Raw genomic sequence first — 21,721 nt, 5'->3', positions numbered from 1 at the left:
AGACGTTGATGTCCGGCATACCCCCTGTCCACTCCTACCCCCTGCCCACCGCGAGCGACCTGCCCGGCAACACGGCGCCCTGGGTGCCGGACGCCGGCCGTGCGGTCCTCCTCGTGCACGACATGCAGCGCTACTTCCTCAAGCCCCTCCCCGCGGCCGGGGCGCTCCGCGACGAGCTGGTCGGCCACGCCGTACGACTGCGCGAGCGGTGTGCCGCCGTCGGCGTCCCGGTGGCGTACACGGCACAACCGGGAGGCATGGACGAGCGGGAACGAGGGCTGCTGAAGGACTTCTGGGGCCCCGGGATGCGCCCGGCCCCCGAGGACCGTCAGATCGTCGACGAGCTGGCGCCGGCCGAGACGGACCGGATGTTCACCAAGTGGAGATACAGCGCCTTCTTCCGCTCCGGGCTGCTCGACTGGATGCGGGAGTCGGGGCGTGACCAGCTCATCCTGTGCGGGGTGTACGCGCACGTCGGAGTGCTGGCGACGGCCGTCGAGGCGTTCAGCCACGACATCGAGACGTTCCTGGTCGCCGACGCGGTCGCCGACTTCTCCGAGAGGCACCACCGGATCGCCCTGGAGTACGCGGCCGAGCGGTGCGCGGTGGTCCTCACCACCGAGGCGCTCGTCACCTCGCTCGACGCGGTGGTGACGGCCCAGTGACATCGCCACGAGGCACCGCGCCGCAGGATCCGCTGGACCGGGTGCTGGTTCCGCAGCCCCCTCCCTTCGCCCTGCTGCACCGGCCCGAGACAGTGGGACCGGGGCTGCTGGAGGTGGTGATCGGAGAGGTCTCGACGCTGGACTCGCTGGCCGAACTCCCCCTCCGCACACAGCCGGCGCGTCCGGGGCGGGCGGCGCACGAGGTCCTGGCGCTGCTCCCCTACCGGCAGATCGCGGAGCGCGGCTTCGCCTGCGCCGACGACGGGGAGCCCCTGCTGGCCATGACGGTCACCGACCAGGCCGTGATGACGGTCGCCGATGCGGTACGCCGCATCGCGGAGGTGCCGATCGAGGTGACCGGCAAGCACTTCGACGTGGACGACGACACGTACGCCCAGATCGTGCGTGACGTGATCAGGGACGAGATCGGCGAAGGCGAGGGCGCCAACTTCGTCATCCACCGCTCGCTGGTCGCGGACATCACGGACTACACCCTCGCGCACGCCCTGTGCTTCTTCCGCCGGCTGCTGGAGTGCGAGCAGGGCGCCTACTGGACGTACCTGGTGCACACCGGGGAACGGACCCTGGTCGGTGCCAGCCCGGAACGGCACATCAGCCTGCACGACGGTGTCGCGGTGATGAACCCGATCAGCGGCACCTACCGCTATCCCGCGAGCGGCCCCACGCTGCCGGACGTGATGGAGTTCCTCGCCGACCCCAAGGAGACCGACGAGCTGTACATGGTCGTCGACGAGGAACTGAAGATGATGGCCCGGATCTGCCCGGACGGCTGCCGCGTCACCGGACCGTATCTGAAGGAAATGGCCCGGGTGGCGCACACCGAGTACTTCGTCGAGGGGCGCACCTCGCGCGATGTGCGCGAGATCCTCCGCGAGACCATGTTCGCGCCGACCGTCACCGGCAGTCCGCTGGAGAGCGCCTGCCGGGTGATCAGCCGTCATGAGCCGCGGGGACGGGGCTACTACAGCGGAGCGGTCGCCGTGATCGGACACGACGACGCCGGCGAGCGCACCCTCGACTCCTCGATCCTCATCCGTACCGCCGACATCGACGGCGACGGCCGGTTGCGCATCGGCGTGGGGGCCACGCTGGTACGGCACTCGGACCCGCGGTCCGAGGTCGAGGAGACCCGCGCCAAGGCCGCCGGGCTGCTCACCGCCCTGGAGAGCGACCGCTCGCCGGGCTTCGGCGCCCATCCCCACATCAGCGCGGCGCTCGCCCGGCGCAACGACACGATCGCGGGGTTCTGGCTCGCCGATGCCACCGAGCGCGAACGTCCGGACTCCGCGCTCGTCGGCCGCAGGGCGTTGATCATCGACGCCGAGGACACCTTCACCTTCATGCTCGACCAGCAACTGCGGGCGCTGGGGCTGGAGGTGACCGTCCGCCGCTACGACGAGCCGTACCGCCTCGACGCCCACGACCTCGTCGTCATGGGACCGGGGCCGGGCGATCCGCGCGACACGGACCACCCCAAGATCGCCCACCTGGCCGCCGCGACCGATCGGCTGCTGGAGAGCCGGCAGCCGTTCCTGTCCGTCTGCCTCAGCCATCAGGTCCTCGCGACCCGGCTGGGCTTCCCGCTGCGGCGACGCGACGTGCCCAACCAGGGTGTGCAGAAGGAGATCGACCTCTTCGGGAGCCGCGAACGCGTCGGCTTCTACAACGCCTTCGCCGCCCGGAGCGACGAGGACAAGGCCGACTGCCCGGGGATCGGTGTGCTGGAGATCAGTCGCTCACCGGAGACCGGAGAGATCCACGCCCTGCGCGGACCGCACTTCTCCTCCTTGCAGTTCCACGCCGAGTCCCTGCTCACCCAGGACGGTCCACGGATCCTGCGCGAGGCCACGGCCCGCCTCCTGCACGACCGCGCCCCCGGTCGGCCGGACTGATCCGGGACACCGCACGACCGTTCGTGCGCGAAAAAGCCCAGCGCCCGCGGACGACCCCCGACGTCCGCGGGCGCTGGGCCCACCCCCCCGGCAGCGCGACCCCGTACGGACCGGGAATCGCTTCGCCGCACTGCCGTTCGTGGCCTCCCGTTCCCCCGATTCCCCCGGTGGAGGCCCGATTCCCTCGTAGGGGACGCTTCCCCCGTAGAGGCCCGCCGCCCCCGTGCCGGCGGGCCTCTGGTGATGAGAATGTTCCCGCGCACAGGGGGAGTTGAAGCCCCGGGGCAGTGGTTCAGAGGTTGATTTGAGGGTTCCGTAGACGGACTACGCACCCTTGCGTAGGCAGGGTCCCGGCGTGGGCGCGGCCGGGTGATCACCGGGGTCGACGGGTCGGACCGCGGCGGCCGCGGCGGCACCGGTTCCGTGTCCCTCACGTCGAGACGCGGGCCGGGGCCTTCACCACCGCACTGGCGCGCATGGCCGCCGCGGTCCGTGCCCTGCCCGCGGGTCGCCGACGCACCCCTCATCCGGGTCGGTCGGAAACGGTCGCGGGCGGTGCGTCCGGTGGCTGGTGGGTGACCATCAGGGACCGGACGCCGATTGGGGATGGAAGAGGATGGAAGAAGTCGATCGCCGGGGTGGAGAGGACGGCACACCCGTCGGCGACGGCCCGAGCTTCACCCCCCGTCGAGAGTCGTACGAACATCGAGAGGGGCCCGCCGACGTCCCTGAGGAAGTCGGCGTACCCGGGACGGTGATCCCGGCGGTGGTCGCGAAGGCGGTTCCGGCCCGCGGCGGCGCCTGGGCGCGACAGGACAGATGTCGGCGCCACCGCGGACCGGAAGTTCGGTGAGCCGGCGCCTCAGACCCGGGCGCCGGAGAGGCGTTCCACGCCCCGCAGCAGGGCCGAGTGGTCGAGGCCGCCGTCGCCCTGGGCACGCAGCGAGGCGACCAGCTGGGCCACCACGGTGCCGACCGGCAGGGCGGCGCCCACGGTGCGGGCGGCGTCGGTGACGATGCCCATGTCCTTGTGGTGCAGGTCGATGCGGAAGCCCGGCTGGAAGTCCCGGTTCAGGAAGTTGCCCTTCTTGCGGCTCAGCACGGTCGACCCGGCGAGCCCGCCGTTCAGCACGTCGAGCGCCGCCTTCAGATCGACGCCCGACTTCTCCAGGAAGACCACGGCCTCGGCGCACGCCTGGATGTTCACGGCGACGATCAGCTGGTTCGCGGCCTTCACGGTCTGTCCCGCGCCGTGCGGACCGCACAGCACGATCGTCCTGCCGAGCGCCTCGAAGAGCGGCTCGGCCTCGTCGAAGTCGGCCTCCTCCCCGCCGACCATGATGGACAGCACGGCCTCGACGGCGCCCGCCTCGCCCCCGGAGACCGGGGCGTCGAGCACCCGGATGCCCTTCTCCTTCGCGGCCCTCGCCAGGTCGACGGAGGTCTGCGGGGTGATGGACGACATGTCGATCAGCAGGGTGCCGGGCCGGGCGTGGGCCAGGATGCCGTCGGGGCCGTACGCGACGGCCTCGACCTGCGGGGAGGCGGGCACCATCGTGATGACGACGTCGGCGTCGCGCACGGCCTCGGCGACAGAGGCCGCCGCGGTCCCGCCGGCGGCGGTCAGCCGGTCGAGCTTGTCCTGCTCCAGGGTGTGGCCGGTGACGTCGTAACCCGCCTTGATCAGGTTCTCGGACATGGGGGAGCCCATGATGCCGAGGCCTATCCACGCGACCTTGGGGAGATTGCTCATGGTGAGGGTGCCTCTCTGACTGCTCTGCTACGGCGGTGGGGTGGGCCTCGGCGGCCTCAGCGGGCCGCGCGGGCCGGACGGGGGAGCCAGTCGAAGGCCTCGGCGCTCGGCCGGTCGCCCGGCTTGTACTCCAGCCCGACCAGGCCCTCGTAGCCGGCCTTGCCCAACTGGTCGAGGAGGTCCTCCAGCGGGAGGGTCCCGGTGCCGGGCGCCCCGCGGCCGGGGTCGTCGGCGATCTGTACGTGCCCGGTGCCGCCGGTGTGGTCGGCGACCACCCGCGACAGGTCCTCGCCGTTCATGGACAGGTGGTACAGGTCCATCAGGAAGCGCGCGTTGCCGAGGCCCGAGGCCTCGTTGACCTTGTCGACGACGCCGACGGCGGCCGGGGCCGACACCAGGGGGTAGGCCGGTGACTCCACCTTGTTCAGGGCCTCGATCAGCAGGACCGCGCCGATGCGGTCGGCGGCCCGCGCGGCCAGGACCAGGTTGTGCAGGGCCAGGGCGTCCTGCTCGGCCGGGTCCACGCCGGCGACGCGGTTGCCGTACAGGGCGTTGAGGGCCGTGCAGCCGACGGACTCGGCGAACTCGGCGACCACGTCGACGTTGGCGCGGAAGCGCTCCGACTCCTCACCGGGGATCGACAGCGCGCCCCGGTCCGGTCCCGGCAGCACCCCCGAGTAGAAGTTCAGCCCGGTCAGCCGTACTCCCGCGTCCTCCAACGAGGCCCGCAGGGCGTCGAGTTCGGACCGAGGGGGAGTGGGGGAGTCGACCCAGGGCCACCACAGCTCGACCGCGGTGAAGCCGGCCGCGGCGGCGGCCGCGGGGCGCTCCAGGAGCGGGAGTTCCGTGAAGAGGATCGACAGGTTGACGGTGTAGCGCTGCTCCGCGAATCCCATGGGGCCTCGGACGCTCCCTTCCGTGCACTCTCCGGATATTATTTCCGTATAGTGGAATTTGGTTTCTGCTTAATGGAAGACTGCCGCCGGGGTCGGAGCTTGTCAAGAGGGCTCGGTGGAAAACGGCGCCGGGCGTTAGGTTGTGCCCGTGCGATTGAGAGTGGAGTGCTGCGACGCGGCTCTGACCTGCGGGAATGCGCACTGATCCGTGCTGACCTGCAGAAACGCCCCTCACCTGATCTCGTCACTTCGCAGCGTTTTCCGGGTATGTGTGCCCTGGATGTGCCCTGTGGGGCTTGCTGTGCTGTCCTCGCGTGAGCTGTCGACGGGCAGAACCCACGTCGGATGAGGGGGGAACTCACACTCGCAAACGCCTGTACGGCGAGGACAGGGACGCGCTGCCCCCCGAGCAACCCGCAGGCCGCCCGGCCCGGGAAGCGACCCGGCCGTTCCCGCACGGCCAGGGTTTCCCCGCATCGGGCTTCGCCGTGTCGGTGGCGATGTGGTCTTTCCGCGCCTCGGTGGTGCACTGGCGCCACCGGACGGGCGGGGAGTTCCACCCCATGGCGCGCGCGTCGCCGTCTCCGCCACCGGCTGGATCAACCGCGCACTCGCCCGCCGGCTCGGCGCCCTCGCCACGCAGCGAGGCCACCGAGGCATCGCCATCGACACAGCCCGTGATAACTGCCCAGCACTCAGGACAAGCACCGTCGTAGTACTGAGAAAACGTGCGGTGCGGACAGGGTCGCCCGGCCTGGAGGGGCACCTGCTGCAGGCAGGAGTCGGGTGCGTTGGGCGAGCGCCGCAGGACCCGCGCGGAACAGCCGTTCCGCGCGGGCACCGGATCAGCGGCTGAGCAGGCGCTTCACCCGCTTGCCCTCGGCGGACTTCCACAGGGTGTCCCACAGCTTGGCGGAGCCGGTGTAGGTGTACACGCCCGGAGCGCCCTGCGCCGCGCAGCCGTCGCCGTACGAGACGACGCCTATCTGGTACACGCCCTTGCGGCCCTTCAGCGTGCGGAAGAGCGGCCCGCCGCTGTCACCCTGGCAGGAATCCTTCCCCTCCACTCCCGCGCACACATGGACCTTCTTGTCGTAGTTCGAGTACGACGCCTTGCACTCGATGTGCGACACGATCGGGACGTCCACCGCGCGCAGCCGGTCCGGATGGTTCGGCACCTCGGTGTCGGTGTTGCCCCAGCCGGCGACCGTGGCCTTGGCACCCGGCCGGATGAGCGCGTCCGTGCCCTGGGTCGGCAGGTTGACCGGGGCGATGCCGTAGACGGGTTTGTCCAGTTCCAGGAACGCGACGTCGTAGTCCCCGTCGTAGCGGGGGTGGATGGTGATCGAGCGGATGTTGCGCAGATGGCCCTGCTTCCTGTTCGACAGCACGGTCCGGCCCACGACGGTCTCTATCTGCTTGGGCTTCACGTCGTCGACGCAGTGCGCGGCCGTCATCACGACGTCCGGATCGAGCAGGCTGCCGCCGCAGAAGTGCCGGTCGAGGGGCTTGCCCTTGCCCTTGATCAGCAGCGCCGCCGTGAACGGGTGCGAGCCGTCGGGCTTCTCGTCTCCGCCGATGATCTGCACGACCGGGCGCCCGCGGTCCGTCGGGGTCGCGGCATGGGCCGTGCCGACGGACATGGCGACGAGCCCGAGTACCGTGCCGGCCGCGACTGCGACGGAGGCGTTCCGCCGAGCCGCCGTTCCGTGGACGACGGTGTTGCTGTGTTGCATGGAATCTCCAGTCTTCGAATAGATCACCCACCCCGGTGGACCCGCGCTCGCCATCCAACTCACTGCGAACCAGCTGAAGTTCTGCTGTCGCTGTCTTCGGTCCGAGCGCAGGACACCTGGGGGCTGCCCGCGAAGCGGCCTGCGGGCAAGGCGCATCCGCGACCCATCGCACGCGCGGTGGGGCGGAAAGCTGATAGCTGGCGGTCGTCGCCGGAGCCAGGGCGGGACCGTCGTCGGCGACCCGCTCTGCTCGGTCCTGACAGTGGTGAGCATGTTCAGCCGGGGGATGAGCGGAGTCCATCAACAAGTGCGCGGTACGGACCCCGTCCGCGGTGGGCTCGCCACCACCCGGGTGTCGCCCTGTCCGTAGACCTTGGAGAGATCGGCGGGGCGGGCGGTCGCGGCAAGAGAGCCGGGAGCGGGCGGCGAGGTGGTCACGAGATCTACTCCGATCGAGGGCATGGGAGGACGGCACACACGTCCGAGCTCGAACTTGCCTATGGCTTGCGGGACTTCCTCATCATCCGGCTGGTGCGGTCTCCGCGGATCAGCCGAAGTGCCGACTACCTGAAGCTGATGCCCGCACTTGGTCTCATCCGTCTCAGGTATGCCGCTCCGTCAGCCCCGAGGACGACGCGTCCCGATGACGCCTGTCGTCAGCAGCCGTTCGGCCCCTGCTGTGGCGGGATCGACGCCGTCCGGGCGAGGTCGCTCGTTCACCACGTTTCGCCCCCAGCGGCTTCTGCCGACAGTTGGCGTACACGGCTGCGCTGACTCCACTCGTACGCTGCACGGCTGGAACGGCCGGTATGGGCCGACCGCACGCAGTGCGTGACGGCGGTGGGGGAGAAGGGCGTTGTGCGCGCCATCCCGGACAAGTTGCCCCCCGGAGGCTGGAGTTCCCGACCTCCTGGGGGCGAGTGACCGTTCCGCCGGCCCCGGGTGCGCAGTTGCGTCAGCTCCGGAGATGAGCCCTTTCGGAAACCGCCTGGGGTGCGGGACTTTAGGGCGTGTTGCCGTCCTCAGCGGCGAGACGCGCCGCATACCAACTAGCACCACACCATCGCCTCGGCCCTTCGGCCGATGCACAGCCGAGCCGGGCGACGGCGCGTACTCATCCCCGTCGACGTCATCCTGCGCGAGGTCTGGTACGGCTCGTCCCGCTTCAGTGACTTCGAGCGCGTTCTCGGCTGTCCGCGCAACCTTCTCGCGGCGCGGCTTCGCATGCGGACAAGGCCCTGCCGTGCAGGCGGACGGCGTCGAGAGTGTTCCCGGCCCTGCCTTTCGCATGAAGCCCGTGGGGTGAGCTGGGCGCGATTGCGCGTGGCATCACATGTCGATTGGCTGAAGGCGCCCGTGTCGCTGAACGCCGCCGTGTCGGATCCCGCGGGCACGGCCCCGCACGCGAACACGGCGAGAGGAGGATCGAGATCGCTGTGGTCTTCGATGGCACACCGTCGATGTGGGCGCGGCCACGGTTCGGGCCGCTGGCGCCGAACGCTGCCCCCCGTACCAGGAGCGGTGCGGCGTCAACCCGTTGCGGACTGTGGGGGACGATCGGTGCCGTCCTTCTGGTCCGGCGGCGGAGGGCGGTCCCGCTCAGGGGGCGTCACGCAGGGCGGCGGCGACGAGGCCTTCGAGGGCTTCGCGCTGTACCTCGCCGCCGCTCACCAGCCGGTCGAAAACCAGCCCGTCGACGCAGGTCAGCAGAGTGTGCGTACGGTTCTCGACATCCGTGACGCCGTGTGCGCCTAGGAACAGTCGGACGGCCTCGTGTCCGGCGTTCTCGCGGGGCACGAGGATCTCGCGCAACTCCGGGTCGCGCACGCTCTCGACGGCGCAGGCGTAGCGGGCAAGCGAGCGGCGGCGGCCCTCGCCGGTGAGCCGCTGCCGGATCAGTAGTGCCATACCGTTCACCAGGTCCTCGGCGGTACGCAGGGGCAAAAGCCCTTCGGCCGTGGTGTGCAGTTCCGCTTGGTCGAGTTGGACCAGGCGGGTGACGAGTGCGGTGAGCAGCGCGGTTCGGGTGCGGAAGTAGGCCGAGGTGGTGCCGGGTGGCATGGCGGCTCTGCGGTCGACTGCGCGGTGGGTGAGGCCGCGGATCCCTTCGTCGGCGAGTACGTCGAGAGCCGCGTCCGCGAGGAGGGTGCGCCGATCCGAAGCCATGACCCCTTTCTACACCTGTAGAACCTCCGATAGGTTTTCCTTCTACAGATGTAGAAGGATCGGGGCGTCGGCATGGGCGGCAGGGCAGTGGTGGTCGGTGGGGGCATCGGTGGGCTGGCCGCCGCGATCGGCCTGCACCACATCGGCTGGGACGTGACGGTCGTCGAGCGCCTGTCCACGCTTGAGGACGCGGGGGCGGGCATATCGCTGGCCGCCAACGGCCTTCGGGCACTGGACGAACTCGGCGTCGGCCAAGCGATACGGGGTGCCTCACGAGGGCAGTACAGCGGCGGCACCCGGACGCCTCAGGGCAGTTGGCTGGCCCGCATGGACGGCTCGGCGCTGGAGAAGGCGGTGGGCACACCGATCACGGGCATCCCACGCTCCACCCTGCACCGGCTGCTGCGCGACTCCCTGCCCGCCGAATCACTGCTGGTGGGCTCGGAGGCGGTCTCGGTCGAGCAGATCGACCCCGAGACGGTTCGAGTCAGCTGCGGCGACACGGCTCTGGACGCCGATCTGGTGGTGGCGGCCGACGGCATGGGCAGCAAAGTCCGCAGCCGTCTCTTCCCGGACCATCCCGGCCCGGTCCACAGCGGCTCGACGGTGCTGCGCGCCATCACCGAGCGCGAGGTCGCTCTGCGCACCGACTTCGAGCTGACCTGGGGTCCAGGCGCGGAGTTCGGTCACATCGCCTTCTTGGACGGGAGGGCCGAGTGGCACGCCGTCCTCAATCTCCCTGCCGGGACGCGGTTCGCCGATCCCCTTGCCGAACTGCGGCGACGCTTCCACTCCTGGCACGACCCGATTCCCGCGCTGCTCGACGCGACCCTGCCCGCCGCCGTGCTGCACCACGACGTCAACGAACTCCGCGCACCGCTCCTGTCATACACGGTCGGTCGGATCGCGCTGCTCGGTGACGCGGCACACGCGATGACCCCCAACCTCGGACAGGGCGCCTGCCAGGCGCTGGAGGACGCTGTCACCCTGGCCGCCGTGCTCAGCACCGAGTCCACCGTCGAGACCGCGCTCGCCCGCTATGACGCCGAGCGTCGGCCGCGCAGCCAGGCCGTCGCCCGCGCTGCGCGGCAGGCCGGGAAAATGGGGCAGCAGCTGTCCAACCCTCTGGCCGTCGCCCTGCGGAACACGGCGATGCGGCTGACACCGTCCCGCGTGGCAACGCGCATGATCCTTCGCCACCACGCCTGGATCCCACCGCGCCTGAACTGATCGGATGTGCACCCGGCACCGGCTCACCGCCACATACCTTCGGGGACAAGCGGCGCTGCGGGGCTCACTGTCGGCGACCACTGGACAAGGTCGTACGGGGGCGTGTGCCGATCCTCTTCCTGACGACCTGTGGCAGCGGGTGGCCCCGCTGCCGCCACCTCCGCCCGAGCGTCGCCACCGCCACCCCGGACGAATGCGGGTACCCGATCGAGCGGCCCTCGTCGGCGCCATGTATGTGCTGCCGCGCCGGCCGCCAGACGGCGACGCCGCTGATCACGCAGACCGACGAATCGTTCCGGCCCGGCTCTGCATCGACCGAACGGCTGATACGACGCGGGGACCGACACTTGGCGGTTTGCGGTTTTCAGCCCTCTTTTCTCGGGTGGTCTCTCCCGCACGTCATCCTCGGAGCTGACGCAGTGCCATACCGGAGGATGACCGGGCCCGTTCCGCGATCAGCTTCAGGTGGTCGGTACTTCGGCTGATCCGCGGAGAACGGTGCGGACCGGACGATGAAGGAGTCCTCAGCCCGGTGCGGGCCGTACGCGCGCACCGGGCTGTCCGCGCCCCCCGATCGGAGCACGACCTCGTGACCACCGCCCCACCCACTCCCCGCACTCCCACCGCCGCCGCCCGCGCCACCGACCTGTCCAAGGTCTACGGACAGGGTGACACCCGGGTGGTCGCCCTCGACCGGGTCAGTGTCGACTTCGGGCAGTCCCGGTTCACCGCGATCATGGGGCCCTCCGGGTCCGGCAAGTCCACGCTGATGCACTGCGTGGCAGGACTGGACAGTTTCTCCTCCGGCTCCGTCCGGGTCGGGGACATCGAACTGGGAGCCCTGACGGACCGGCAGCTCACCAGACTCCGCCGGGACAAGGTCGGCTTCATCTTCCAGGCGTTCAATCTGCTGCCGACCCTCACCGCGCTCGAGAACATCACGCTCCCGATGGACATCGCCGGCCGGGCGCCGGACAAGGAGTGGCTGGACAGGGTCATCCAGATGGTCGGCCTCTCGGGCCGGCTCAGCCACCGCCCCGCCCAGCTCTCCGGCGGCCAGCAGCAGCGTGTCGCCGTCGCCCGGGCGCTCGCGTCCAAGCCGGACATCGTCTTCGGGGACGAGCCGACCGGAAACCTGGACTCGCGTGCGGGTGCCGAGGTCCTTGGGTTCCTGCGTGACTCCGTACGGACGTTGGGGCAGACCGTCGTCATGGTGACCCATGACCCGGTTGCCGCCTCCTACGCGGACCGGGTCGTCTTCCTCGCCGACGGGCGGATCGTCGACGAGATGTACGAGCCCACCGCGGACGGGGTCCTCGACCTCATGAAGTCCTTCGACACCCCCAGGTTCCGTACGAGCTGAGCCGTTCAAGCCGAGCCGCGGGACCGCACCGAGTCGTACGAACCGACACGCACCCCCTGATCGACCCCGTCCTCCCCTCACCTCACCAGGACAGACATCGCCATGTTCCGCACAGCCCTGCGCAATGTCCTCGCACACAAGGCCAGACTGCTGATGACCGTGCTCGCCGTCATGCTCGGCGTCGCGTTCGTCTCCGGCACCCTGATCTTCAACGACACCCTCAGCGGCGGCTACCGAGACCAGACGGCCAAGAGCTACGCCCACATGGACGTCGAGGTCCGCTCCTACAGCCAATCCGAAAAGGTCCCCGGCCTCAGCGGGAAGACGCTGGAAGAGATCGCCCGGCTCGACGGGGTCGCCGGAGCCGCCGGACGGGTCGACGGGATCGCCGGCGTCACCGACAAGGACGGCGCGCTCATCGGCGGTGGCTCGTCCGGCATGGGCGCCAACTTCGCGCCCGGAAAGGACGGAAAGGACCCGCTCCACGTGTTCACCGACGGCAGCGGGCCCACCGAACCCGGCCAGGTCGCGCTCGACAAGGACACCGCCGAGAAGGGCGGCTACCACGTCGGCGACACGGTGCGCGTCGCCTTCAGGGGGCCGACGACGACGTACGAACTCTCCGGCATCTTCACCACCGACGACACCTGGGTGGCCCTGGGCGACAGCCTCGCCCTGTTCGACACGCCGACCGCTCAGCGGCTCTTCCTCCAGCCCGGCTACTACGAGTACGCCACCGTCACCGCCGCCCCGGGCACGTCCAGCACCGAACTCGCCGCCACCCTGAGGAAGGTGCTTCCGGACGACACGGACGTCAGGACGGGCCGTCAACTCGCCGACGAAAGGGCCAAGGGAGGAGCGAGTGACGCGTCGATGCTCAGCGCGATCCTGCTCGCCTTCGCCGCCGTCGCGCTCTTCGTCAGCGTCTTCCTGATCGCCAACACCTTCACCATGCTCGCCGCCCAGCGCACCCGCGAACTCGCTCTGCTGCGCGCGGTCGGCGCCTCCCGCAGGCAGGTCACCCGGTCCGTCCTGATCGAAGCGATGGTGGTCGGCGCCGTCGGCGCCGCCGCCGGGCTCGGACTCGGTGCCGCCATCGCCGCCGCGGCGCGTTCCACCGTCGGGGTCTTCGGCACGAAGAACCCGGACGGGCCGCTGGTCGTCACGTCGACGACCGTCCTGGTCGCGGCCGTCGTCGGGGTCCTGGTCACCATGGTGGCCGCCTGGCTGCCGGCCCGCCGCGCCGCGAAGATCCCGCCCGTCGCGGCGATCGGCAGCGCACACCTGCCCGCGACCACCAGGTCCCTGCTGATACGGAACCTCCTCGGCGGCATCATCACGCTGCTCGGCGCGGCGACCGTCGTCGCCGGTGCCGGGGCCGGCGGTTCCGAGGGCAGGGCGCTCGTCGGGTTCGGTGCCTTCCTCGCCGTGACGGGTGTCCTCGTGCTGATCCCGTTGCTGTCCCGGCCCGTGATCGCGGTCGTACAGCCGTTGCTGCGGGCCGGCTTCGGGGTCTCCGGCAAGCTCGCCGGCCAGAACGCCGTACGCAGCCCGCGCCGTACCGGCGCCACCGCCTCCGCGCTGGCCATCGGCCTCACACTGGTCAGCGCTCTGACCGTACTCGCCACCACCGTCGGCCAGTCCACGGACAGGATGACGACGGACATCGTCAAGGCCGACTACATGGTCACGGACAGCGGCGCGGGCCTGGACACCTCGGCTGCCGCCGCACTGCGCAAGGTCCCCGGCGTCACGACGGTGTCGCAGGAACAGCAGTCCTGGATGCAGCTCGACGGCATCCAGGAGGATGTCTCCGCCGTCACCCCGGCGGACTTCGACAAGACCCTCCGCCTGCCTGTCGTCTCAGGCTCGCAGGACGCGCTCGCGAAGGGGCAGGTCGCCGTCGCCGAGGACGAAGCGCGGGCCCACGGCTGGAAGGTGGGGGACACCCTGCCGGCGGTGTACGGGGACTCCGACAGGAGCCGCAAGCTGACCGTCGGGGCCGTCTTCGAGACCAACGAAGTCGTCCTGCCGGTCGTCGTCTCCGCGGACGTGATCGATGCGAACGCCGCCTCCACGACTCTCTCGAAGGTCTACCTCAAGGCGGATGGCAGCACGAACGAGAAGGCACTCGCCGACGCCCTCGCCCGGTACCCGGGGATCAAGATCGATGACCGGCAGGCCATCCGCGACGAGTTCGGCGGAGCCTTCGACACCGTGCTGAACGTGCTGTACGCACTGCTGGCGATCTCCTTGGTCATCGCGGTGCTCGGGGTGGTGAACACCCTCGCGATGTCGGTCTTCGAGCGGCAGCGGGAGGTCGGCATGCTGCGCGCCGTCGGACTCGACCGGCGGGGCGTGACACGGATGATCCAGCTGGAGTCCGTGGTCATCTCCCTCTTCGGCGCGACGGTCGGCATCGCGGTCGGAACCTTCCTGGGCTGGGCGGTCTGCGAGGTCACCAAGGCGGAGATCCCCGGATACGCGTTCGCGCTGCCATGGGACCGGTTCGGGCTCTTCCTGTTGCTGGCGGCGCTGGTCGGCCTGCTGGCCGCCATGTGGCCGGCCCGCAGCGCGGCCAGGCTGAACATGCTCACCGCCATCAAGGCCGAGTAGTCCCAGCGGGACACCGTACGGCCGTGGGTACTGTGCCTACGGCCGTACGTTCGTGCAGCGAGCAGGGACGCAGCGGCCAGGCGCTGTTCGGACGCGGGTCATGGCAGCTCCGGTAGGGCGCGCCGGACTGCGGGCCGACGTGGGCTCGCGCGACTTGCCGTCCACGACAGCCCGGCCATGCCGTGGGCGACCGGCAGTCGACCTCGCCGGCGCCCACCCGCGGACGGTCAGCGGCAGCCAGACCCGCATGGCGCCCGGCTCTCGGTCGGCCCAGGCGTAGTACGGCACCGCCGTCAGCTCGACGCTCTCGGGAACATCAGCCCGGAGGGCGCGGCGTTCCGCTGCTCCTGGTGCACGGCTGGGGGGACGGGCGGGAGTGGTCCGCGCACGCCGAGGCGCCGGCCGACCGGTTCCGCGTGATCGTCCCCGACCTGCGCGGGCACGGCCGGTCGGACGTCCCCGACGAGGGCAACACGCCGACGGAGATGGCCGACGACCTCGCCGCGCTGCTCCGGCACCTGGGTACCGGGCCGGCGATCGCCGTGGGCCACTCCATGGGCGGCCAGGTCGTCAACCTGCTCGCGGTCCGGCATCCGGAGCTCGTCCGCTCGGTCATCGCCCTCGATCCGGCTCACGGCGCGCACGGGGCGGAAGTGGAGAGGATTCCCGCCCGGCTCGCGGAGTACCGGGAACGCGGGGCGCGTGCCGCAGCCGAGTTCATCGCCGGCGCCTTCCCGGCAGGCGCTCCGGCCGGACTGCGTACGGCACATGTCCGCACGATGCCCGGCACCCCGGATGACGTCGTCGCCCAGGCGTACGCGGGCATGTACACCGACTCCGGCGCGGTCGGCGTCCGCCCGCACAGCGGGGGCGTATCTGCGTCTGCGCACCCAGCCGCGCTCACCGTATGGACCTCGGCGCAAGCAGCCACCTGGGAACGCCGCACCCTGCATGCCCCTGGCTCCCGCGTCGAACACTGGCCTGACACCGGGCATTACCTGCAGGAGGAACATGTCGAGCGCACAGTGCGTCTATGGGAGGAGTGGGCGCCGGCTGGACAAGGGACCCGGTAGGAGGGGTACAGCACGCTACGGCCCGGACGCCGGGGTCCTCGATGACGATGGTGCCCGGTTCACCGAGGTGGGCTCGATCGGCCATGACGCTGCCGGTGATCAGCGGGCCGTACCCGATCGCGGGAGGCGTGCGAGCCGAGGAGGTCGCCGACGGCACGCAGCGCCTGCTCGCCCCGGCTGTCGGACCTCACTCTGGTGCAGGGGGGTGGGTGGACTGCGGGAGTCGGTGGTGCCCTTCGCGATGCCCGGCCCTGGCGAGGTCCGCTCGTCTCACGGAGGGGAGGCGGGCCACGACCTCCCAGCCGTGGTCCTCGCGGGGGCCGGTGTGCAGTGTGCCGCCGAGCGCGGTGACCCGTTCGGCGAGGCCGACGATGCCGTAGCCTCCGCCGCGTGCGGCGTGCGGCATCGGGGCGCTTCCGCGGCCGTTGTCGCGCACCGTCACGTGCAGGGTGTCGTCGGCGTGAGCGAGGGTGACGGTGACTTCGGTGGCGTCGGCGGCGTGGCGCCGTACGTTCGTGAGGGCTTCCTGGACGACTCGGTAGGCGGCAGCCTGCACCTCGTGGGGCGGATTCGGGGGTACTGAGGCGTCCAGGCGCAGTTCGGCCTTCGAGCCGGTCGGGCCGCCGAAACCGTCGACCAGTTCCGCGAGGGCGGCCAGATCCCCCACGGGGCGGTTCTCGCCCGGCTGCAACCGTGCGGTTTCCTCCGGGTCCTCGCGCAGGATGCCGACGGTCAGGCGCATCGAGTCGAGCGCTTGGGTCGCGGCGTGCTCGATTCCCGCCAGGACCGGGTCCAGTCGGCCGGGTTCGGTGGCGGCCATCATGCGGGCCATCTGCGTCTGGACCAGGATGCCGGTGACATGGTGGGCGACGAAGTCGTGCAGGTCGGCCGCCATGGCGAGGCGTTCGGCGCGGCGGGTCTCGGCGACCGCGACGCCGCGCTTGTGGTCCAGGGTGCGCAGGTAACCGCCGAGGCCGGCGAAAACGCCGCTCAGCAGCGCCAACGGCAGCGCGAACAGCAGTGCGTCTTCCTTGGCGATGACATCGTGGAAGCGCAGCGGCATCACGACGGTTGCCCCGCTCGTGAGGACGGCGCACAGCAGCGCCCACCGTGGTGAGCAGGTACGGACGGCGATCAACAACAGACAGAGCAGCACGGACACTTCACCGGGGCCGAGTGTCCGTACGCGCTCGGCCGTCGCGGCCACGGCGGTCAAGGCCAGGGAAGCGCCTGCTGATACGGCGGCCCGCGACTGGGGGGTGAGCCACGCGGGCCGCCGGGCGGAGGGCCAGAGGACGGCCGCGAGGCCGAGTGACAGGAACAGGAGCACCGGCCAGGGGGTCTTGCCGTTGGCGACGGCGATGAGCACGTCCGCGGCGGCCAGTAGGACCAGCACGGTGACACCCATCGCACGCGGGTAGCCCCGCCGACGGGTCCGCGTCATGGGGACGGCGTCCGTCGCAGGCAGGAGATTCACGTCGGCCACTGTAGAGAGGAGAGTCGGGGCTACGCTTCGGCCGGCACAGACGTCAGGCGCGGGAACCGCTTCGCCGGCGGTTCCCGCACCTGGTCATGGCGCGGTGGGAGCTGTCAGTTCACGCGGACGATCTTCCAGAGCTGGTCGTCGAGGCCGGCGGTGCCCCACTGGACGACGGCTGCCCCGTTGGCGGTGGAGGACTGGGCGACTCCGGCGACGAGGGTGCTGTTCACGTTGCGGAGTTTGTAGTAGCCGCCGCCCCCGTCGGTGAGGGTCCACTTCTGTGAGTCGGCGCCGGAGGCGGTGTTCTGGACGAGGGCCGCGCCCGCGGCGCTGGAGGAGCCTTGGATGTCGAGGTTGAGGTTGCTCTTGGCGTTCTTGATGGTCCAGGAACCGCTGCCCGCGGATTGGAAGGTGAAGAGCTGGCAGGCGCAGAACGTGTTCTGCCACTGGCCGACGGCGGTGCCGGCGGTGGTGGAGCCGGCCGGGATGTCGAGGTACTTGCCGCTGTTCTTGTTCACCAGGACGTACTGGCCGGTGCCCAGGGGCGGCAGGGCGGTCTGGGCGAGGTTCCAGCGCTGGCAGCCGCAGGTGGTGCCGCTCCATTGCACGGCGCCGGTGCCGACGGTGGTGGAGGCGCTGGGTATTTCGAGGAGCTTGCCGCTGATGCGGTTGGTGATGCTGTATCCGCCGGACGGGTGGGGCGCGACGGCCCACTCGTGGTCGAGCGTTCCGTTGTCGTCCCACTGCAGCACGGCGGCGCCGTTGGCGGTCGACTGGTTCTGCACGCCGAGGACCTTGCCACTGGCCACGTTGAAGATCTTGAAGTAGCCGGAGGACTGCTGCTCGAAGCGCCACTGCTGGTTGGTGGAGGTGGTGGGGCTCTGCTGGGTGGCGGTGGTGCCGTTGGTGGTGGAGCCGCCCGCGATGGTGAGGTTCAGGGCGCTGTTCGCGTTGGTCATGGTGTAGGTGGCGCCGTCGGAGATGCTGCCGCCGAAGTCGACCGTGCTGTAGGTGACCGGGTTGCGCTTGTTGTCGCCGCCGAAGCCCGCGCTGAACACCATCAGGCTGTGGCCGTCGGCCAGGGGCAGCAGACCGCGGCTGTAGCCGCCGCCGACGTTGGAGGGCATCCGCGTCCAGGTGTCCGCGGCGCCGTTCTGGGTGTTGACGAACAGGTCGTCGCTGCTGTGGGCGGTGGTGACGAGGGTTCCGTTGGGGCCGCCGGTGGGCAGCCAGGTGATGTAGGGCGTGCCCTGGGGGACCTGGCCGTCGGTGGTGCGCAGCGGGACGCCGGTGACGGAGTCGAAGGCCTCCGGGTCGTCGGAGATCTTGTAGTGGACGGCGAAGTTGCCCGCGGCGGAGCCGCCGTACTCGTACGTCATGATGTATTTGCCGTTGGGCATCTTCGCGACGGTCGGCATGCCGGGGCGCTGGCTGTAGGTGGGCATGGCCACGTCGTCGACGACCGGGCCCCAGGTGCGGATGTCCGTGGAGACCTGGTGGACGATCTTCTGGCCGTGGTCGGGGTCGCGCTGGTCGGAGTAGTAGACGATGAGCCTGTCGCCGGAGACCAGGAAGAACGGCTCCCACACGGGCGTGTTGCCGTTCGTGTCGGTGGCCTTGCCGCCGGTGGCGATGTTGGTGACGAAGGTCCAGCTCTGGCCGCGGTCGGTGCTGGCGTACAGGTCGATCTTGCTGCCGCCCCGGTCGTAGGGCACGGAGTCACCGGCGGCGAGGATGGTGCCGGCCGGGAAGTCACCCATGGCCCTGGGTAGTTCGAACAGCTCGGGCTGCCAGCGCATGCCCCAGCCGTTCTGGGTGTCGGCGACCTCGGAGATCTTGGTCCAGGACGCACCGTTGTCGGTGGAGCGGTAGATCGGGAAGACCGGCATGTCGACGCGGTACTGCTCGAATGTGGCGAGCAGGGTGCCGTTGGCCGAGCCGTTGTGCTGCAGGCGCATCGCCCTCGGGTAGTAGCTGCCGGGGGAGAGCGCGTCGGACGGCGGGGTGTAGAGCGTCTGCGCCGGGCGGGAGAGGGCGTCCGCCCTGCCCGCGGCCGGCAGGACCAGTGTGGCAGCGGCGACGACCAGCGAGAGCAGGAGGAAGAGAAGGGTGGCGGGGGCGGAACGCGGAGCGGCGCCGGGTCTGGCGCCTGTTCGAGCGGGGGACATGTGCGGCTCCGATGGCGGGATGAGGTCTTTCTGCGGGCCCACCGCCCCGGGCTGATCAAGTGGGGGCGGTGGGGTTCAGGGGCGGGTCGGCCGGCGGGGGACAGCGGGCCTCGCGCTGAGGGCATGGTCGGCATCCGTGTTCGGGGACGGCTGCGCGGTAGCCCTGGGGTGGGACGGCTGCGGGATATGACGGCCGTTGTGCGCGGGCCGCCGCGGTGCGTGCGGCGTGCGTCCTGCGTAGGCCGAGGCTCAGGGGGTGTTCAGAAGAGTCTCATGGGGCTTCAGGTGGTGCTCGGAGAGTTGGTCAGGCGGTGGGCGAAGAGGCCCTGGCCCCGGCGGGACGGTGGCGGTGCGGTCGAGCCGCGGACGACGAGTTCGACCGGTGGCTCACTCGCGGGCGGTAGTCTCCTTCCCGGTTTCTCGATGGCGTGGACGAGCAGGCCGACTCCCTCCCGTGCCGCGGCCTCGAAGGGCTGACGCACGGTGGTCAGCGGCGGGGAGATGTAGGCGAAGACCGGATTGCCGTCGAACCCGACGACACTGACGTCTTCCGGGACACGACGTCCTCCTTCCCGTAGGGCGTGGATGAGGCCGACGGCCATCTCGTCGCCCGCCGCGAACACCGCGGTCACGGAGCGCTCCGAGGCCAGCTCGCGACCCGCCGTATATCCGGACTCGGGCGACCAGTCGCCGTTGATCAGAGGCGGTTCGTGCGCGCCCCGTGCCGCGAGCGCCGCCCGCCATCCCCCGATACGGTCCTTGGTGGCGTACCACTGTCTCGGTCCCGCGAGGTGGTGGACGGTCGCGTGCCCCAGGTCGAGCAGGTGCTCGGTGGCCGCCCGCGCCAGGGCGTACGACCCCACGCTCGCGGTGACCGTGCGGGTAGCGGTGAAGGCCGGCGGTGCCCCCAGGAAGAGGACCGGCACGTCGACACGGACGGAGACCTCTCCCTCCACGATGGGCTCGGACACGACGACACCGTCCACGCCCTGTTCGAGGAGCGACTCCACGGCGCCCGCGATGCCTTCCAGGTCGCCGTCCGGCGTGTTGACCACACGGAGCGCGTATCCCGCGTCCCGTACGGCCTGCTCGATGTGGACGAGCAGGGAGGCGGTGCCGTACCCGGCCGTTCCCAGAGCGACGACTCCGATGGAGCGGGTGCGTCCGGAAGCGAGCGCCCTGGCCGCGTGGTTCAGCCGGTAACCGAGTTCCTCGGCGGCCGCGCGGACACGACGACGGGCATCGTCGGAGACGTAGGGCTCGTCGTTGAGGACCCGGGAGACCGTCTTGCGCGAGACGCCGGCCAGCAGAGCGACATCCGCGCTGCGTGGCGCAGGCACACCCGCGTCCCGTCCCACACCTGGCGCCATGAAGTCTCCCGAAAGCCGTGTGTCTGCATAGAGTGAGGTCAACCGCATGACCGCGCGGTCAGACCGCGCGGTCATGTCTATGCAGTCCCGGGGCTCACGTCAAGAGGTCGGGCGGAAGAAATCCTTCCCCGGCCTACAGGGCGAAGCCGCCGATCGGCGTCGTGGCGGCGGGCCTTGACAGTCGCCCCCCGAAGCGTTCAGTCTTCCTCGCAGTCGCCGATCGGCTCTGTTCGATCGTGTTTAGTCCTGGTCGCTTTTTGCCGACCGTCTCTCCTTGTATCCCCCGGGGCCGCGCGCCAACGCTGGGGACGTCAGCCCTGTCAGGAGCCGATATGCACCGTTTCTCCCCTGGTCGATCCATGCCTGCCCCCGGCCGTCGTACCGTGCTCCGCGGTATCGGCGGGGCCGCCGTCCTGGGTGGTGCCATCCCCCTGCTGAGCGCCTGCGCGAACAGTTCGGCGCCGGGTGACGCGAAGGCCGTCTCCCTCGGCTCGAACGCGTCCGACGCGGTGCCGAAGAAGGCGTTCGCCGAGATCTACGCAGCCTTCACCAAGAAGTCCGGGATCGCGGTCGACGTCAACACCAAGGACCACAACACGTTCCAGGAGCAGATCAACACCTACCTGCAGGGCACGCCTGACGACGTGTTCAACTGGTTCGCGGGCTACCGCATGCAGTTCTTCGCGGCCAAGGGCCTCGCCACCCCGATCGACGACGTGTGGAAGACCATCGGGGGCAACTTCCCCGAGGCGATGCACAAGCTCAGCAAGGGCGAGGACGGCAAGTACTACTTCGTCCCGCTGACCACGTATCCGTGGGCGGTCTTCTACCGCAGGAGCGTCTTCCGGAAGCACGGCTACGAGGTGCCCACCACCTGGGACGAACTCGTCGCGCTGTGCAAGCGGATGAAGAAGGACGGGCTGGTCCCGATCGCCTTCGGCGACAAGGACGCCTGGCCGGCGCTCGGCACCTTCGACCAGCTCAACTTCCGCACCAACGGCTACGACTTCCACGTCGAGCTGATGGCGGGCAAGGCGTCCTGGACCGACGCCAAGGTCCGCAAGGTCTTCGACCACTGGAGCGAGATCCTGCCCTACCACCAGGAGGGCGCGGTCGGCCGCACCTGGCAGGACGCGGCGCAGTCGCTGGTGTCGAAGAAGGCGGGCATGTACCTCCTCGGCACCTTCGTGGCGCAGCAGTTCACCGACAAGGCGGACCTGGACGACCTCGACTTCTTCGCCTTCCCGGAGATCGACCCGGCGTACGGCCAGGACACCGTCGAGGCCCCCACC

14 protein-coding genes and 2 pseudogenes are annotated in these 21,721 nt (G+C 70.3%); 7 read left to right on the top strand and 9 right to left on the bottom strand.

All coding sequences use genetic code 11. The features are described 5' to 3' along the window. Window positions 1-8: 8 nt before the first annotated feature. Both HW837_RS08565 and HW837_RS08560 read left to right on the top strand, forming a co-directional pair. A complete protein-coding gene (locus tag HW837_RS08565) occupies window positions 9-665 on the top strand; it encodes an isochorismatase family protein (protein ID WP_045559641.1) in 657 nt (218 codons plus the stop codon). Further along, complete coding sequence (locus HW837_RS08560) at window positions 662-2,578, top strand: anthranilate synthase family protein (RefSeq protein ID WP_045559640.1); 1,917 nt, start codon at window positions 662-664, stop codon at window positions 2,576-2,578. Before HW837_RS08565 ends, HW837_RS08560 begins: the two co-directional genes overlap by 4 nt. Before the next feature lie 862 nt (window positions 2,579-3,440). On the opposite strand, the gene HW837_RS08555 is transcribed toward HW837_RS08560, so the two are convergent. From HW837_RS08555 to HW837_RS08540, 5 genes and pseudogenes are all read right to left on the bottom strand, one after another. Continuing rightward, complete coding sequence (locus HW837_RS08555) at window positions 3,441-4,331, bottom strand: 2-hydroxy-3-oxopropionate reductase (protein ID WP_193382336.1); 891 nt, start codon at window positions 4,329-4,331, stop codon at window positions 3,441-3,443. A gap of 56 nt (window positions 4,332-4,387) precedes the next feature. Beyond that, the gene (locus HW837_RS08550; protein WP_045559638.1) at window positions 4,388-5,227 is read right to left on the bottom strand and encodes a TIM barrel protein; all 840 of its coding nucleotides are present in this window, start codon (window positions 5,225-5,227) and stop codon (window positions 4,388-4,390) included. 845 nt (window positions 5,228-6,072) lie between these two features. Beyond that, window positions 6,073-6,963, bottom strand: coding sequence for a S1 family serine peptidase (locus tag HW837_RS08545; protein ID WP_193380976.1), 891 nt, complete (start codon window positions 6,961-6,963; stop codon window positions 6,073-6,075). A gap of 339 nt (window positions 6,964-7,302) precedes the next feature. Next, window positions 7,303-7,401: pseudogene (locus HW837_RS49945) on the bottom strand (ABC transporter ATP-binding protein); the annotation flags it as partial. 1,161 nt (window positions 7,402-8,562) lie between these two features. Next, entirely contained in the window at window positions 8,563-9,129 is a 567-nt protein-coding gene (locus HW837_RS08540) for a TetR/AcrR family transcriptional regulator (RefSeq protein WP_045559637.1), read from the bottom strand. 72 nt (window positions 9,130-9,201) lie between these two features. Here HW837_RS08540 and HW837_RS08535 point away from each other — a divergent pair, with 72 nt between their 5' ends. The 3 genes from HW837_RS08535 (at window position 9,202) to HW837_RS08520 (ending at window position 14,338) form a co-directional block, all read left to right on the top strand. After that, complete coding sequence (locus HW837_RS08535; protein ID WP_045559636.1) at window positions 9,202-10,359, top strand: FAD-dependent monooxygenase; 1,158 nt, start codon at window positions 9,202-9,204, stop codon at window positions 10,357-10,359. 589 nt (window positions 10,360-10,948) lie between these two features. Then, the gene (locus HW837_RS08525) at window positions 10,949-11,722 is read left to right on the top strand and encodes an ABC transporter ATP-binding protein (RefSeq protein WP_045559908.1); all 774 of its coding nucleotides are present in this window, start codon (window positions 10,949-10,951) and stop codon (window positions 11,720-11,722) included. 102 nt (window positions 11,723-11,824) lie between these two features. Continuing rightward, the gene (locus HW837_RS08520; RefSeq protein WP_193380975.1) at window positions 11,825-14,338 is read left to right on the top strand and encodes an ABC transporter permease; all 2,514 of its coding nucleotides are present in this window, start codon (window positions 11,825-11,827) and stop codon (window positions 14,336-14,338) included. Window positions 14,339-14,557: 219 nt separating this feature from the next. On the opposite strand, the pseudogene HW837_RS50305 reads toward HW837_RS08520, so the two are convergent. After that, window positions 14,558-14,647, bottom strand: a pseudogene (locus tag HW837_RS50305) (hypothetical protein); the annotation flags it as partial. Between the two features lie 41 nt (window positions 14,648-14,688). Between HW837_RS50305 and HW837_RS08515 the strand changes: the two are divergent. Continuing rightward, window positions 14,689-15,411, top strand: a complete 723-nt coding sequence (locus HW837_RS08515) for an alpha/beta fold hydrolase (RefSeq protein ID WP_256255153.1) — start codon at window positions 14,689-14,691, stop codon at window positions 15,409-15,411. A gap of 187 nt (window positions 15,412-15,598) precedes the next feature. Here HW837_RS08515 and HW837_RS08510 read toward each other — a convergent pair whose 3' ends face one another. The 3 genes from HW837_RS08510 to HW837_RS08500 all read right to left on the bottom strand — a co-directional run bounded on the left by HW837_RS08510 (window position 15,599) and on the right by HW837_RS08500 (window position 20,429). Next, window positions 15,599-16,897: a sensor histidine kinase gene (locus HW837_RS08510; protein ID WP_390623548.1), complete on the bottom strand. Its 1,299-nt coding sequence runs from the start codon at window positions 16,895-16,897 to the stop codon at window positions 15,599-15,601. Between the two features lie 104 nt (window positions 16,898-17,001). Continuing rightward, the gene (locus tag HW837_RS08505; protein WP_193380974.1) at window positions 17,002-19,059 is read right to left on the bottom strand and encodes an RICIN domain-containing protein; all 2,058 of its coding nucleotides are present in this window, start codon (window positions 19,057-19,059) and stop codon (window positions 17,002-17,004) included. Window positions 19,060-19,340: 281 nt separating this feature from the next. Beyond that, window positions 19,341-20,429, bottom strand: a complete 1,089-nt coding sequence (locus HW837_RS08500; RefSeq protein WP_177262045.1) for a LacI family DNA-binding transcriptional regulator — start codon at window positions 20,427-20,429, stop codon at window positions 19,341-19,343. 332 nt (window positions 20,430-20,761) lie between these two features. On the opposite strand from HW837_RS08500, the gene HW837_RS08495 reads away from it, so the two are divergent. Then, on the top strand, window positions 20,762-21,721 hold a 960-nt coding region (locus tag HW837_RS08495; protein ID WP_193380973.1), incomplete at its 3' end, for an ABC transporter substrate-binding protein.

It is taken from the genome of Streptomyces caniscabiei (assembly GCF_014930365.1).
Classification (GTDB): Bacteria; Actinomycetota; Actinomycetes; order Streptomycetales; family Streptomycetaceae; genus Streptomyces; species Streptomyces caniscabiei.
Note: the sequence above shows the minus strand (reverse complement) of the source record. Positions and strands in the feature narration are given on the sequence as shown.